This window comes from Paraherbaspirillum soli (assembly GCF_042654985.1).
In the GTDB taxonomy this organism is placed as follows: domain Bacteria; phylum Pseudomonadota; class Gammaproteobacteria; order Burkholderiales; family Burkholderiaceae_D; genus Paraherbaspirillum; species Paraherbaspirillum soli.
Genome location: NZ_JBHSMT010000009.1, coordinates 14,545 through 27,642, shown reverse-complemented (window position 1 = coordinate 27,642; position 13,098 = coordinate 14,545). Strand labels below are relative to the sequence as shown.

Annotated in this window: 14 protein-coding genes; 8 read left to right on the top strand and 6 right to left on the bottom strand. The window is 58.5% G+C overall.

All coding sequences use genetic code 11. The features are described from left to right. Nucleotides 1-7 precede the first annotated feature (7 nt). Complete coding sequence (locus ACFPM8_RS05475) at nt 8-1,594, top strand: bifunctional protein tyrosine phosphatase family protein/NAD(P)/FAD-dependent oxidoreductase (protein WP_465263046.1); 1,587 nt, start codon at nt 8-10, stop codon at nt 1,592-1,594. A gap of 10 nt (nt 1,595-1,604) precedes the next feature. Next, a complete protein-coding gene (locus tag ACFPM8_RS05470; protein ID WP_378995812.1) occupies nt 1,605-2,417 on the top strand; it encodes a sulfite exporter TauE/SafE family protein in 813 nt (270 codons plus the stop codon). Here the strand turns inward: ACFPM8_RS05470 and ACFPM8_RS05465 are convergent, their stop codons facing one another. Beyond that, nucleotides 2,418-4,724, bottom strand: a complete 2,307-nt coding sequence (locus tag ACFPM8_RS05465) for a heavy metal translocating P-type ATPase (RefSeq protein ID WP_378995810.1) — start codon at nt 4,722-4,724, stop codon at nt 2,418-2,420. It lies immediately after the preceding gene. A 113-nt stretch (nt 4,725-4,837) separates the two neighbouring features. Here ACFPM8_RS05465 and cadR point away from each other — a divergent pair, with 113 nt between their 5' ends. Continuing rightward, complete coding sequence (gene cadR / locus ACFPM8_RS05460) at nt 4,838-5,293, top strand: Cd(II)/Pb(II)-responsive transcriptional regulator (RefSeq protein ID WP_378995808.1); 456 nt, start codon at nt 4,838-4,840, stop codon at nt 5,291-5,293. 12 nt (nt 5,294-5,305) lie between these two features. On the opposite strand, the gene ACFPM8_RS05455 is transcribed toward cadR, so the two are convergent. Genes ACFPM8_RS05455 through ACFPM8_RS05445 form a run of 3 tightly spaced genes read right to left on the bottom strand, consistent with a single transcriptional unit; the run spans nt 5,306 to nt 6,976 of the window. Then, on the bottom strand, nt 5,306-6,361 hold the full coding sequence (locus ACFPM8_RS05455; RefSeq protein WP_378995806.1) for a serine endopeptidase: 1,056 nt from the start codon (nt 6,359-6,361) through the stop codon (nt 5,306-5,308). A gap of 16 nt (nt 6,362-6,377) precedes the next feature. After that, nucleotides 6,378-6,707: a type II toxin-antitoxin system RelE/ParE family toxin gene (locus tag ACFPM8_RS05450; RefSeq protein ID WP_378995805.1), complete on the bottom strand. Its 330-nt coding sequence runs from the start codon at nt 6,705-6,707 to the stop codon at nt 6,378-6,380. Next, entirely contained in the window at nt 6,704-6,976 is a 273-nt protein-coding gene (locus tag ACFPM8_RS05445) for a type II toxin-antitoxin system Phd/YefM family antitoxin (protein ID WP_378995803.1), read from the bottom strand. The genes ACFPM8_RS05450 and ACFPM8_RS05445 overlap by 4 nt, the downstream gene beginning before the upstream one ends. Nucleotides 6,977-7,610: 634 nt before the next feature. Between ACFPM8_RS05445 and ACFPM8_RS05440 the strand changes: the two genes are divergently transcribed. The 5 genes from ACFPM8_RS05440 (at nt 7,611) to ACFPM8_RS05420 (ending at nt 11,474) form a co-directional block, all read left to right on the top strand. Further along, on the top strand, nt 7,611-8,417 hold the full coding sequence (locus tag ACFPM8_RS05440) for a sugar phosphate isomerase/epimerase family protein (protein WP_378995801.1): 807 nt from the start codon (nt 7,611-7,613) through the stop codon (nt 8,415-8,417). 73 nt (nt 8,418-8,490) lie between these two features. Beyond that, complete coding sequence (locus ACFPM8_RS05435; RefSeq protein WP_378995799.1) at nt 8,491-9,234, top strand: AzlC family ABC transporter permease; 744 nt, start codon at nt 8,491-8,493, stop codon at nt 9,232-9,234. Further along, nucleotides 9,231-9,572, top strand: a complete 342-nt coding sequence (locus ACFPM8_RS05430) for an AzlD domain-containing protein (RefSeq protein ID WP_378995797.1) — start codon at nt 9,231-9,233, stop codon at nt 9,570-9,572. Before ACFPM8_RS05435 ends, ACFPM8_RS05430 begins: the two co-directional genes overlap by 4 nt. Nucleotides 9,573-9,745: 173 nt before the next feature. Next, on the top strand, nt 9,746-11,020 hold the full coding sequence (locus ACFPM8_RS05425) for an aspartate aminotransferase type Ic (RefSeq protein WP_378995795.1): 1,275 nt from the start codon (nt 9,746-9,748) through the stop codon (nt 11,018-11,020). Nucleotides 11,021-11,078: 58 nt separating this feature from the next. Beyond that, nucleotides 11,079-11,474 (top strand): hypothetical protein, encoded by a 396-nt coding sequence (locus tag ACFPM8_RS05420; protein ID WP_378995793.1) that lies wholly within the window; start codon nt 11,079-11,081, stop codon nt 11,472-11,474. A 79-nt stretch (nt 11,475-11,553) separates the two neighbouring features. On the opposite strand, the gene ACFPM8_RS05415 is transcribed toward ACFPM8_RS05420, so the two are convergent. Together ACFPM8_RS05415 and ACFPM8_RS05410 are read right to left on the bottom strand one after the other, a co-directional pair. Beyond that, nucleotides 11,554-12,003, bottom strand: coding sequence for a ubiquitin-conjugating enzyme E2 (locus tag ACFPM8_RS05415; protein ID WP_378995791.1), 450 nt, complete (start codon nt 12,001-12,003; stop codon nt 11,554-11,556). A gap of 175 nt (nt 12,004-12,178) precedes the next feature. After that, nucleotides 12,179-13,015: an aldo/keto reductase gene (locus ACFPM8_RS05410; RefSeq protein WP_378995789.1), complete on the bottom strand. Its 837-nt coding sequence runs from the start codon at nt 13,013-13,015 to the stop codon at nt 12,179-12,181. Nucleotides 13,016-13,098: the final 83 nt, after the last annotated feature.

Sequence of the window (13,098 nt, the reverse complement as noted above, 5' to 3'; positions counted from 1 at the left end):
TATGCACATCACGATCAGCAAACACAGCGACCAATTTTCAACTGCCGGACAGATCAAAGTTGAAGATTTAACCGAGATTGCCGCCGCCGGCTACCAGTCGGTCATCTGCAATCGCCCGGATGCTGAAGACGGCGCCAGCCATGCCGGCAGCGCTGCGCTTGCAACTGCCGCCGGCGCGCTCGGCCTGAAGTTCGCCTACCTGCCGGTAGTCGCCAATCAAATCACGGCACAAGATGGCGCCGCCATGCAGCAGTTGCTGGATCAACTGCCGGCGCCGGTGCTGGCCTTCTGCCGCAGCGGCAACCGCTCCACCAATCTATACCGGCTGGCGCAAGCCAGCGCTGCAGAAACTGCCACTGCGCAAATCGGCAACCGCTCCAGCGCATTCGAGGTGGTGATTGTCGGCGGCGGTTCGGCCGGCATCGGCATTGCCGCCAGTCTGTTGCGACGGCGTCCCGATCTGCAGGTTGCGATCATCGAACCGAGCGACCACCATTATTACCAGCCGGCCTGGACCCTGGTTGGCGGCGGTGCGTTCGACATTCAGAAGACCGTGCGGCCAATGCGCTCTGTGATCCCGGAACAGGCGCACTGGATCCAGGCCGCCGCTTCCGCGTTCGAACCGGATCACAACCGGATCAAGCTTGCCGACGGCAGCACCGTCCACTACAAGCAACTGATTGTGTGCCCGGGCCTGCGGCTGGCCTGGGAAAAAATCGAAGGACTGGAACAAACGCTGGGCAAGAACGGCGTCACCTCCAATTATCGCTACGACCTGGCGCCGTATACCTGGCAACTGGTGTCTTCGCTGAAGCAAGGGACCGCGCTGTTCTCGCAGCCGGGCATGCCGATCAAATGCGCCGGCGCGCCGCAAAAAGCTCTGTATCTGTCATGCGACCACTGGCTGCGCAGCGGCGTACTGAACAATCTGCAGATCGAGTTCAACAATGCTTCTGCCGTGCTGTTCGGGGTCGCGGCGTTCGTTCCGCCGCTGATGAAATACGTCGAAAAATACAATGCCAAACTGAGCTTCAATTCGAACCTGGTCAAAGTCGATGGCGAGCGCAAACTGGCCTGGTTTGACGTCAAGGACCAGGACGGCCACATCACGCGCCAGGAAAAATCGTTCGACATGTTGCACGTGGTGCCGCCGCAAGTCGCGCCTGAGGTGGTCCGCAACAGCCCGCTGGCCGATGCCGGCGGCTGGTGCGAAGTCGATCAGGCGACGCTCCGACATCCGCGTTACGCCAACGTATTCGCGTTGGGCGACGCCTGCTCGGCACCGAACGCCAAGACCGTCGCCGCCGCCCGCAAGCAAATCGTGGTGGTCGCCGAGAACCTGATCGCCGCCCGGGAAAACCGGCCGCTGGCCACGGTCTACGACGGCTACGGCGCCTGCCCGCTGACGGTCGAAAAAGGCAAAGTGCTGCTGGCCGAATTCGGCTACGGCGGCAAACTGCTGCCCACTTTCCCGCTCGATCCGACCGTCGCCCGCGGCAGCAACTGGTTCCTGAAAGTCAGCGTGCTGCCCTGGGTCTACTGGAACGCCATGCTGAAAGGCCGCGAGTGGCTGGCTCGGCCAACCAAAAACTGAGGCGGTTCAAATGATTGTAGGCATCTTCTTCGGCACCGCGATTGGCGTCGTGCTGGGCCTGACCGGCGCCGGCGGCGGCATCCTCGCGGTGCCGGCGCTGGTGCTGGGACTCGGTTTCAGCATGACCGAAGCGACCCCGGTGGCACTGATGGCGGTCGGTTGCGCCGCCATGCTCGGCGCCATCGACGGTTTGCGCAAAGGATTGGTCCGTTACAAGGCCGCACTGCTGATGGCGGCGCTCGGCGCGCTGTTCTCGCCGCTCGGGGTGCGCATCGCCCATCAGGTATCGGAGCGATGGCTGATGACCCTGTTCAGCGCGGTCATGCTGATCGTCGCCTGGCGCATGGCCAATCAAGCCAACAGCCACCAGCAACCAAACGCCAGCCCGGAATATCTCGAAAAAAACTGCATGCTCAACCCGGCCACCGGCAAACTCCGCTGGAACCTTAAATGCTGCACCACCCTGGCCACCATCGGCACCGTCTCCGGCATGTTCACCGGCATGCTGGGGGTGGGCGGCGGTTTCCTGATCGTGCCGGCCTGCCGCCAGTTCAGCAACGTCAGCATGCACGGCATCGTCGCCACTTCGCTGATGGTGATTGCGCTGATTTCGGGGAGTGCCGTCGCCGGCGCCTTGCTGCACGGGGTCCGCATTCCGCTTATCGGCTGGACCTTCATCGGCGCCGCGCTGATCGGCATGCTATTGGGCCGGCTGGCAGCGCCGACCCTGCCGGCGCGCATTTTGCAGATCGGTTTTGCCAGTATCGCCACGGTCGTGGCGCTGATCCTGATCGGTAAAACTTACTTCAACGGCATGCTGTAGTTAGCGTACCGCCCGCAGCAAGCGCAGCCCATTAAATACGACTAACAAACTGGCGCCCATATCGGCAAACACCGCCATCCACAGCGTCGCCTCGCCGGTCACCGCCAGCACCAGGAAAATCGCCTTGATCCCCAGCGCCAGCGTGATGTTTTGCAACAGCACGCTGTGCGTTTTCTTACTCAGCCGGATGAAGTCCGGCAGCTTTCCCAAGTCGTCATCCATCAGCGCCACATCCGCGGTTTCGAGCGCCGTGTCGCTGCCCGCCGCCCCCATCGCAAAACCGATATTGGCCTGCGCCAGCGCCGGCGCATCATTGATGCCGTCGCCCACCATGCCGACATAGCCGTAACGTGCAATCAGTTCATTAACCGCGCTCAATTTATCCTGCGGCAGCAGATTGCCGCGGGCATCGACGATCCCGACCTGGGACGCGATCGCTTGCGCGGTATGCGGATTGTCGCCGGTCAGCATCACCGCTTCCACCCCCATCGCATACAGGCGCGCAATCGCTGCCACCGCGCTGGGACGCACGGTATCGGCCACCGCCAGAATCAACAACGGCGTGCTCGCCGAGCACAGCACCACCGTGGTTTTCCCCTGCAGCTCCAATGCATCCAGCCGCGCCTCCAGCTCGGGACTGCAAATATCCATCTCGTGCACCAGACGGTGATTGCCCAGATAGAACTGCTGGCCGTCGATTTTGCCCTGCACGCCGCGCCCGGTCAGCGCCTCGAAATCAACCACCTCCAATAACCCTTGCGCACTGCCCTGCGCTTGCCAGTGCGCCGCCACTGCGGTCGATACCGGATGATCCGAATGGCTAGCTAAACTGGCCGCCAGTCGTTGCCATTGCAGCAGCAATCCGGCATCGTCCGCTGCCTGCACCAGACTGACATCCGTGACACCCGGCTTGCCCAGCGTCAGGGTGCCGGTCTTATCCAGCGCCAGGGCCTTGATCTTGCGCCCCATTTCGAGATGCACCCCGCCCTTGATCAACACCCCATGCGTGGCCGCCGCAGCCAAGCCGCTGACCACAGTCACCGGGGTCGAAATCACCAGCGCGCAAGGGCAGGCAATCACCAGCAGCACCAGCGCCTTGTACAGCCACGGATAAAACGCCGCTCCCAGCAGCAATGGCGGCAGGGTCGCCACCAGCACCGCCGCCAGCACCACCAGCGGGATGTAATAGCGCGCGAATTGATCGACAAAACGCTGGGTCGGCGCGCGTTGCCCTTGTGCCTGCTGCACGCTCTTGATGATCCGCGCCAGAGTCGAATTGGCTTGCAGCGCGGTGACCTTGTAAGAAATGACCCCGCGCTCATTGATAGTGCCGGCAAACACCGGGTCGCCCGCCTGCTTCAGCACCGGCATGCTCTCGCCGGTAATCGGCGCCTGGTTGATGCTGGTCTGGCCATCCACCACCACCCCGTCCAGCGGCACCCGCTCGCCCGGCTTGACCCGCACCAGCGCCGCCAGCGCCACCTGCTGGGTCGAAACCGCACGCCACTCGCCATCGGCGCCCTGCACTGTCGCCAGATCCGGCGCCATCGCCATCAAACCTTTGATCGCATTGCGCGCCCGATCCAGCGACAAGGCCTCGATCATTTCCGCCAACGCAAACAAGAAAATCACCACCGCCGCTTCCGGCCACTGCCCGATCACGGCAGCGCCGATCACCGCCAGCGACATCAGGAAATTCATATTGAGCGAGAAATTGCGTAACGCAATCCAACCCTTTTTCAGCGTATCCAGACCGCCGGTAAAAATCGCCAGCAGCGCCAGCCCGATCACCAGCCACGAAGTGTCCTGACCACTGCTCCAAGCCACCAGCTCGGCGCCGACTGCGGCGCTGCCGGAGAGCGCCATCAGCAGCCATTTTCTGCGCGGGATTTTGAAAGCGCTGTCACCCAGCTCGTCGCTCAGTCCGACCGCACCGGTCAGCGAGTCCGACTTCAGCGCAGGCTCCAGGTCCAGCGCCGTCAATATGCTGACGATAGGCGCCACCGACGGCAGGCGATGCTGGACCGTCAGCTCGCGCTGGATCAGGTTGAACTGCATGGACTCGATCCCCGCCATGCCCTTGAAGCGATCCCGGATCAGTTTCTCTTCGGTCGGGCAATCCATCTTCTGGATCAGGAATACGGCCTCGGCGCTGGTATCCAGCAAGCGTGGACGGTCGCCGGCTTGATGCCTGAATGCATCGGCTGCCCGATGCTTGGCATGTTCTTTTTCATGCGCACCAACATCGGCTGCCGGATGCTGATGGTCGTGCTGATGGTCGTGGTGGTCATGATTGCAATTGGCCATGGTTTGCTCCTTGAATCCGGTTTTTCGGCTTGTTTTATCGCTCCTTGCACATTTAAAACCCTGTAGCTACTATAAGGTCAAGCATTGATTGAAATAAAAGCCGGGAGCCGCACATGACCACAAACACACTGAAAATCGGGGAATTGGCCAGCCACGCCGCCTGTCCGGTTGAAACCATCCGCTATTACGAACGCGAAGGCCTGCTGCCGCCGGCGGCGCGCTCGCAAGGCAACTATCGGCTGTATGGACATGAGCACGTCGAACGACTGCAATTCATCCGCCACTGCCGTTCGCTCGACATGACCCTCGACGAGGTGCGCAGCCTGCTGCAATTTCGCGACTTGCCGGAAGAAAATTGCGCCGAGGTCAACACCCTGCTGGATCGGCATATCGAGCACGTCGCCGACCGCATCGCCGAATTGAAGGCATTGCAATTGCAGCTGAAGCAACTGCGCAAGCAATGCCGGACAGCGCAAGCCGCCAAGGATTGCGGCATCTTGCAAGGGTTGGCCAATATGGAAGATGAAGCGCCGGCCAACTTGGGCAGCCACGGCGGCGGCTGCCACTGATTTGGAAATAATTTAAGCGGCCGCGCCAGTCCCGGCACCGGCCGCGGTCCCGCACGCATGACAAAACTGGGCGAACGAACTCTTGCGGGAATTGCATTTGACGCAATGATTGTGCAAACCGATGCCGCAATGCGGACAGAAATCGTTGGCGACGTTCTTGAGATCCACCGAACGCTCGCATCCCGGGCAGACGCTTTTGGCCAGTCGCGCCAGCGCCAGGTCGTAGCTGAGATCCTGGCGGCGCTGCGCATCGGGCAACTGCTCCGCCAGCTTTTGCCGCTCCAGGTAGCGGTTCAGCGACACAATCGCTTGCCGTCCGACCAGCACCGTGATGACAATCCCGACCAGATAGCGCACATAGCCGCCGTAGCTCGGCAGGTACGGCACCAGTTCCACGAAAAAGGCAAACAACGCAAACAGGATAAAGCCCCACACGAACGGCCAATAAGTCCCTTTGCGCTTGGTCTTGAACAACCAGCCGGCGATCACCAGCAGCGGCAAGGTCAGCGCCAGACGGTATAAAAACACCCGCAATTCCTGCTTGCGCTCCGCCTTTTGCAAACCTTCATTGGCCGCCCGCTCAAGCACCTGTAATCTGGCCTGCGCTTGCGCCTCTGCTTGTCGGGCATCGAGTGCGATCTGCTGCTGCGCCTCGGCCTGCGACGCGGCCCGCCGTTCGGCCGCCTTCAATCCATCCAGCGCCTTGGTGCGCCTGACGAGTTCGGCGTCCTGATCGCTCTGCCCGGTTGCATGGCGCGTGGCCAGCCAATTATTGAACGTCTCGCGCGCCGAGGTGGAATCGGTCTGCGCTGTCCTGACCTTCAGTTCCGCCTGATCCAGCGCATCCTGCGCATTTTGCCGGACAAGTTCCGCGTCTTTCAGCGTATTGCGGGCCTGGGTCGCGGCCGGTTTATCGATAAAGTCTTCCATCGTATAGCGGTGCTCGATCTTCGGCAGATCCTGCTCGACCGTGCTGCCCAAGCCGATCAGGAACCCGGCGAACACAAACGCCACCAGCCACAGCGCGCGGCGGAACCATTTTTCGGACAATCTTAGCGATGTGCTCATGCATTACTCCTTATGGCTAGGTGGTTCGTAGCAGCCGTCTCGTCAATAAAGACGGCATGTCTCGTCGTGCATCGACAATGATGTGGATATAGATAATCTCCTGTCGCACTTCATAGATGATGCGATTCATCCCTGACAGAATCTGCCGGTATTGGCTGAGGTTGAGTTTTTCGATTTCTTCAGGGAGGAAACCTGCCTGAGGAAAGGTCTGCAAATTGCGGATAGCCTGTTTCAACTTGGCGTAAGTGTCCTGCCAGGACTCAACAGAAAAGTTCTTGACGATATATTCCCTGAGTTCTTTCAGGTCATGCTCAGCCGACTCCAGGATGACAACTTGGAGGCTCATTGCTGATCGGCCTGGTCCAGTTCTGCAAATACATCGTCCACATCGCGGAACTTGCCTTGCTCAATCTCGCGGTTCCCGAGCGCCAGGATTTTCAACAGGGCCAGCGTTTGCTCCTGCTCTTCATAACTCTTCACATCCATGACCACCAGCTTGGCTTCGCCGTTTTGAGTGATCAGCATCGGCTCTCGACTCTCTGTGATGTCTTTGACGATCTCGGCAGCATGGCTCTTCAAATAGCTGATGGGCTTGACTTGGGTTGAGAACTTCATGGCGGCACTCCTGCTGAACGAATAGGACCGATTATAGTTTTAATTTGGTCTATTGCCGAAAAGTCGACGCCGGGGTGTGAGAACTAACTTGATTCAAGTCGCCAGTGGAACGCGAGCAATCATCCGCCACCGGCGATGCTGACATTGAAGTCCGGACGACATCTTTGGCATGCGACGCATACCTGTCGATATGCGCTACGGCTGCTTGATTCAGCGATGCAAAAAGACTCATATATCTGAATTTTCATTTCATACACAGCTGTCAATATTGTTAGGTTACAGGCCTACTTTATGAAGATTAGTATCGCTTTCCTTCAAGAAATTCGGACGACAAACGCTTTCGCACACAAGCAGCTTGCTCGCAATATTTTGGTCATTCCCGCCGCCTGGGTTATTTGTGGCGACGTTTTTTTAAGGTGCATTAGGCACTTGAAGGAGCCGCGTTTTTTCGTCGTATGAAGTGATATTGCAACTCGCGTTAATTAAAGTACTTTTCCGATTAATTTGATGTACCGCCATTTTTTGAGCAAATACTATGAATCAAATTTCTGCTACATCTACGCTGTCCTCCACCCAATCGCCAGCTTCTCAAGCTTGGCCTTCATTCATGATCGGCGCGGCACAGCAGAACTATATGCGCGCAGAAGAGGGCCTCGCCGAAGCCGCGATACACGGCTACAGCCATTGGTATATTGACGGCAGCCTCGTTGGAGAACGGCCGGCAGACTGGACCGAGGCGCGAATTTCGGCGATGTGCAAGTCGATTGAGGATGCAGGAATCAAGCCGATTTACCACGGCAACTTCAAGGCGCCGCTGGGCAGCGACGTTCCCGAAATGGCGCTGGCGGCAGTCAACTATGTCAAACGCGAAATCGATCTGTGCGCGCAGCTTGGCGGCATTCCGCTGATCGTCCATGGGGGCGGCATTGTCGAGCCGCGACTGGTCAAGGAAGCGCGCAGCATCGGCCTCGAAAATTTGATCCGCAACTTGAACGAACTGGTTGCTTACGGACGCGAGCGCAACGTCGATATCTGGCTAGAAAATCTTTGCAACTACAACAAATTCCACCCGTTCTACTACATCTACACGACCGAGGATGAATACGCGAAAGTGTTGGAGCAAGTTCCCGGAATTTATTTTTTCCTCGACGTTTCGCACGCTCACGTCAATGACGGCGCGCCGATCCAAGTGTTCGAGCGCTTCCACCATCGAATCGCCGGCATGTCTTTCAGCGATAACGCTGGCGATCGCGATTCACACATGCCGCTCGGTCGCGGCAATCTCGACTATCCGCAACTGCTGCAGGCAATCCGCAAGGTGAGTTGGCAAGGCATTATCGGCTTCGAAACCCGAGGCAGTACGCTTTCGCACAGCGCTCAATACCTGAAGACGATGGACGACGCCCAGGCGCAAAATAGCGAGACGCTCCAGGCGGCTTAAGGCACATCCAGGCCTCGCACATTCGCGTGCGAGGCTTTCCAACCCTGCGTAGTTGAAACCTGATTGCCTTAGCATGAAAATACTTCGAACCTTGTTCGGACCCGTTCCCGCCACCTCCTCAGCGAGTCCCGCGCCACGCACGCCCTTCGTCGACGGCTGCGTCGATTCCATTCCGGTGTGCCTTACATTCCTGTTTTTGTTTTTCTCGATCGGGGCAATTTCCCGCACTGCCGGTTTTTCGCCGCTGCAAGCGATGGTGATGACGGCAGCAGTCCATGCCTCCCCGTTGCAAGCTCTGATAGCGCAGCATGCTGACACGCTCACGCTACTGCCGCTCGTCATGTCGACAATCTTGGTCAACTTCCGCTTCCTGATCATGGCTTCTGTTCTCACAGAACAATTCCGTAGCGTGCCATTGGGAAAAGTGATTTTGTCGGCGCAGTTGCTATCCATCTCGACATTTACTTTATCCAACGCCAAGAAGGGAAAAATCCCCAATCTGTTCGAATATTTTCTCGGCTGCGGGGTCAGCACGCTGAGCGTCGCCACGCTCGCTACGCTACTCGGCTTCACCGTCAGCGCGCATCAAGGGCCGTTTGTGAATGCACTGGTAGCAATCATCCTGCCGGTTCACTTCGCGGCATTGACAGGACTCTCCTGGCCAAAAATCCGGCCTGCAATCGTCACCGGCGCCGGCTTTATCGCCACCCCCATCGTCGGTGCGTGGTTGGGCGACTATCAAGTCTTTGTCATGCCATTTGTTTTCGGCGGGTTCTTCCTCGCCCTGGATAAGTTTTCTGAGGCCAAAAAATCATGAATAAATGGGAATTGATCCTGATCGCTTCGGCAATTTCGTTTGTCCTGCGATCCTTGCCCGCCATAGTGTTCCGCCAATTGCGGATACCGGAAAACGGCGATACCTATAAGTTTCTCAACTATGCAGCGCTCAGCATCATGGGCGGGATTATCTATTCGGCCCTGTATGGCGACCGCTTCTACCATCAATGGGCCGGCCACTTCGAAACACCGCAGCTTCTGAAATTGGCGCTGGTGCCGATCGCCTTCGTACTGGCTGCTAGAACCCGGGGAATTTTCAAGACACTGGCGATCTGCGTCGGCGGCTACGCTATAGTGCTGGCGATGGGGTACCTCTAAAAACCGTAGCGAGCGGCCCAAGGTCGGGGCGAGAAGCGCAGTCGTACGACTTGTACGACGAGCATCGCAGCCCCGAGATTGGGTCGCGCAGTAGGTTTTTAGAGGTGCCCGATGATGTAATTTCAGCCCGAGCAAGCTACCCTACCGTATCCACCTTTCATGAAGGCCCGAGTATGCATACTCCCGTTCAAATTGACAGCCCGCTTGACGCAGCTTCTCGCGCCGAACTTGAATCCCGCTATGCCGATTTGTGCTCTCAAGGCCTGAAGATCAATATGACGCGTGGCGTGCCATCGCCCGAGCAATTGGCCTTGGCAAAGCGCTTTCTGTCGCTTCCCGGGGAGTCCGATTTCGTATCGCGTGATGGTGTCGACTGGCGCAATTACGGCGGCCTGCAAGGAATGCCCGAGGTTCGCGAACTGTTTTCCGAAGCGCTGCTGGGCCTCCCCGCCGACTACGTGGCGGTCGGTGAAAATTCAAGTCTGGCGTTGATGTACGAAGCGCTCAGTCACGCATTCAGACGCGGCGTTCCGGGCAGCGACCAGCCTTGGTCGGAAGAAGCTGTCGTCAAGTTCATTTGCCCGGTGCCTGGATATGACCGGCATTTCTCGATCTGCGACGAATTCAGGATCGAAATGCTGCCGGTTCCGATGCTGGACAGCGGCCCCGACATGGATATCGTAGAGGCACTGGTTGCCGGCGACCCCAGCATCAAGGGCATGTGGTGCGTGCCGAAATACAGCAACCCGTGCGGAACCACTTACACCGACGTGACCGTCGAACGGCTGGCCGCGATGGCGGCCGCGGCCCCCGATTTCAGGCTGTTCTGGGACAACGCGTACGCGGTGCATCACCTGAGCGACGAGGCCACGCCTAACCAGGATATCACCGGGCGTTGCGCGGCTGCCGGGCATCCCAACCGCGCCTTTGTCTTCGCATCGACCTCTAAAATCGTGCTGCCCGGCGCCGGCCTGGCATTCTTCGGCTCATCGCCAGAAAATCTCGCGTGGTGGCTCGAACGACGCAAGCACCGCACCATCGGCCCGGACAAGGTCAATCAACTGCGTCATTTGCTATTCTTCGGCGATGCCGACGGCCTGACCCAACATATGCGCGCCCATAGCACCCTGCTCGCGCCGAAATTCGCGTGCGTCGATCGCGCCTTTGCGCAGGCGTTCGGCGACACCGGATCAGCCCGTTGGACACGGCCCGCGGGCGGTTACTTTATCAGTCTGGACATCACGCCCGGTTGCGCCAAACGGACGGTCGAACTAGCGAAACAAGCCGGCATCGCGCTCACGCCTGCCGGTGCCACGCATCCCGGCGGCCGCGACCCGCACGACGCCAACATTCGCATCTCGCCGAGCTACGTCGATCTGGATACGCTAGCGAAGGCGTCGCACGGGACAGCGCTTTGTGCGCAACTTGCGGCGGCCGAAATCAGATAAACCATGTTGCCGCGAAATGCCAGTCCACCGCGGCACACCGTACCAACGAAGGAAGCACATGAGCATGCCTCGACGCCTTGACCTACCGGAACTGACCGAACTTGCGCAGCGTTCAGACGCTGTCAAGCAAGCCTGTTCATGTGCAATAAATTCCTTAGCCGGCTGGGAAAGCATGCCGCTCTCGCTGCCCGAAGAACAGTTGCGCGAAATCGGCACCCTCATCCATGCCGATGAAGAGGAATTGACGTTTAGCGAACACCATCCCGACGGCACTCGCTATTGGTCTCCCGAAGCGCCGATTGCGCCTCGCTATTTTCCCTACAACCGTTGCAATGTCTGGGAATGCGGCATATGCGGACGCTGTTTCCTGCGTTACACCGAATGCGGCGGCTACTTTGTCGACCGCAGGATTCGCGCCCTCAATCCGGCGTTGATTTTTGACGCCCCACTGTGACATCCATAGTCGGAGAACGCTGCGCACCTCTCGAGGGTGAAGAGGCAGGCAGCAACCGGCATACTATTTCAACAGCATTTCACATTGCATATTTTTTAGTCCACTCGCGGGCTATCTTTTCGTAGTTCGCGCGATCCTTTTTGTATTGCGCCGCCGCTTCCGTATTCAGGACTTGGCCCAAGTCAGGGTTAATCAGCAGATTACACAATGCAGTGAGTATTTTGGAGATTGTCAGGTCAGGCGACCAGCGCTTCTGAAGCAGGTCCAAACCCACAACGCCATTGCTATCTATGGCGGGATGGTAGAGCTTGGTGGTGAAATTAATCTTCGGTGGTTGAGACGGATAATCTTTTGGAAAATCGATCTTTAGAAAAAAAGTGCCTCCCTGATAAGGGCTCTCCGGAGGTCCCATCATTGTTGCTTGCCAGTCGAACAGATCCTCTCCAATCGGCCCCGCATCGCAACCAGCGGGAGGATCTCTTTTAAAATCCTGCAGCTCCTTGTTTATCCGTTTCTCCGATGCGCCCATAGCTTTCCCTTCCTTTACGTAGAAGCTTATTGAAAACTTACCCCGGCTTTACTCAAGCTGTTGCCGGCATCAAAGCCTATCATTTCCATACGGAAAATTCATCAATCTTGGAAATGTCGTTTTACCGGCCCTTATTTTCTGAAGCAGCGCGAGATTGTGCGGGCCGCCCAACGCATCAGTCATCCCACTCAGGCGCCAGCCCCTCCGGACTGACAAGACGGCCGTCGCGGCGCGCCAACTGGTGAATCGCCGTCATTTCGGCCGGGCTCAGTTCAAAATCGAAGATGTTGAAATTGGATAGCGCGCGCGCCTCCCGCACCGTTTTGGTCAACGCCACCACGTCCGGTTGCTGGATCAGCCAGCGCAGCGCCACCTGCGCTTCGTCCTTGCCGTGCCGCTGGCCGATCTGGCGCAGTACCGGGTCGCCGATCACGCTGCCTTTAGCCAGCGAGAAATAAGCGGTCAGCGTCATGTTGGCTTGACGGCCGGCGTCGATGATCTTGCGCTGATCGAGATACGGATGATATTCAACCTGGTTGGTAACCAGCGGCTGCTCGCTCAGCGATACGGCCTCGGCCATCAACGCCGTGGTGAAGTTGCTGACTCCAATGTGGCGCGCCATGCCTGCGCTTTGCACCTGGTTGAGCGCGGCGACGGTTTCCGCAAGCGGCACTGCCGGGTTCGGCCAGTGCAACAGCAGCAGGTCGACGTAATCGGTGCGCAGCTTGCGCAGGCTTTCTTCCACCGAGCGCAGCAAGTCTTCGCTGCGATAGCGGTCGACCCAGACCTTGGTGGTCAGGAAGATGTCGGGGCGGGCGACGCCGGATGCGTCGATGGCCGCGCCGACTTCCGCTTCATTGCCGTAAATCTGCGCAGTGTCGATATGCCGGTAACCGATCTCCAAAGCGTGCGGCACCATGCGCAAGACGTCGTCGCCAGGCATCAGAAAGGTGCCCAAGCCGAGCGCCGGAATGTTTGTGTCGGTATTGCCTAATTTTTTTGTGCGGTTCATTTGTTTCTTCCTCTATAAAAAGTCAAAGCAGCTTGCACCAGGTGGTGCCGGGTAGGGCGGAAAAGCGCAGCGCCTTCCGCCGC

Excerpts from the sequence above, each read along its gene's own strand:
- ACFPM8_RS05415 (WP_378995791.1), bottom strand. The coding sequence starts at position 12,003 with ATGGGCGCATCGGAGAAACGGATAAACAAGGAGCTGCAGGATTTTAAA.
- ACFPM8_RS05455 (WP_378995806.1), bottom strand. The coding sequence starts at position 6,361 with ATGAGCACATCGCTAAGATTGTCCGAAAAATGGTTCCGCCGCGCGCTG.
- ACFPM8_RS05435 (WP_378995799.1), top strand. The coding sequence starts at position 8,491 with ATGAAAATACTTCGAACCTTGTTCGGACCCGTTCCCGCCACCTCCTCA.
- ACFPM8_RS05440 (WP_378995801.1), top strand. The coding sequence starts at position 7,611 with ATGCGCGCAGAAGAGGGCCTCGCCGAAGCCGCGATACACGGCTACAGC.
- ACFPM8_RS05450 (WP_378995805.1), bottom strand. The coding sequence starts at position 6,707 with ATGAGCCTCCAAGTTGTCATCCTGGAGTCGGCTGAGCATGACCTGAAA.
- cadR (WP_378995808.1), top strand. The coding sequence starts at position 4,838 with ATGACCACAAACACACTGAAAATCGGGGAATTGGCCAGCCACGCCGCC.
- ACFPM8_RS05445 (WP_378995803.1), bottom strand. The coding sequence starts at position 6,976 with ATGAAGTTCTCAACCCAAGTCAAGCCCATCAGCTATTTGAAGAGCCAT.
- ACFPM8_RS05470 (WP_378995812.1), top strand. The coding sequence starts at position 1,605 with ATGATTGTAGGCATCTTCTTCGGCACCGCGATTGGCGTCGTGCTGGGC.
- ACFPM8_RS05410 (WP_378995789.1), bottom strand. The coding sequence starts at position 13,015 with ATGAACCGCACAAAAAAATTAGGCAATACCGACACAAACATTCCGGCG.
- ACFPM8_RS05465 (WP_378995810.1), bottom strand. The coding sequence starts at position 4,724 with ATGGCCAATTGCAATCATGACCACCACGACCATCAGCACGACCATCAG.
- ACFPM8_RS05425 (WP_378995795.1), top strand. The coding sequence starts at position 9,746 with ATGCATACTCCCGTTCAAATTGACAGCCCGCTTGACGCAGCTTCTCGC.
- ACFPM8_RS05420 (WP_378995793.1), top strand. The coding sequence starts at position 11,079 with ATGAGCATGCCTCGACGCCTTGACCTACCGGAACTGACCGAACTTGCG.
- ACFPM8_RS05430 (WP_378995797.1), top strand. The coding sequence starts at position 9,231 with ATGAATAAATGGGAATTGATCCTGATCGCTTCGGCAATTTCGTTTGTC.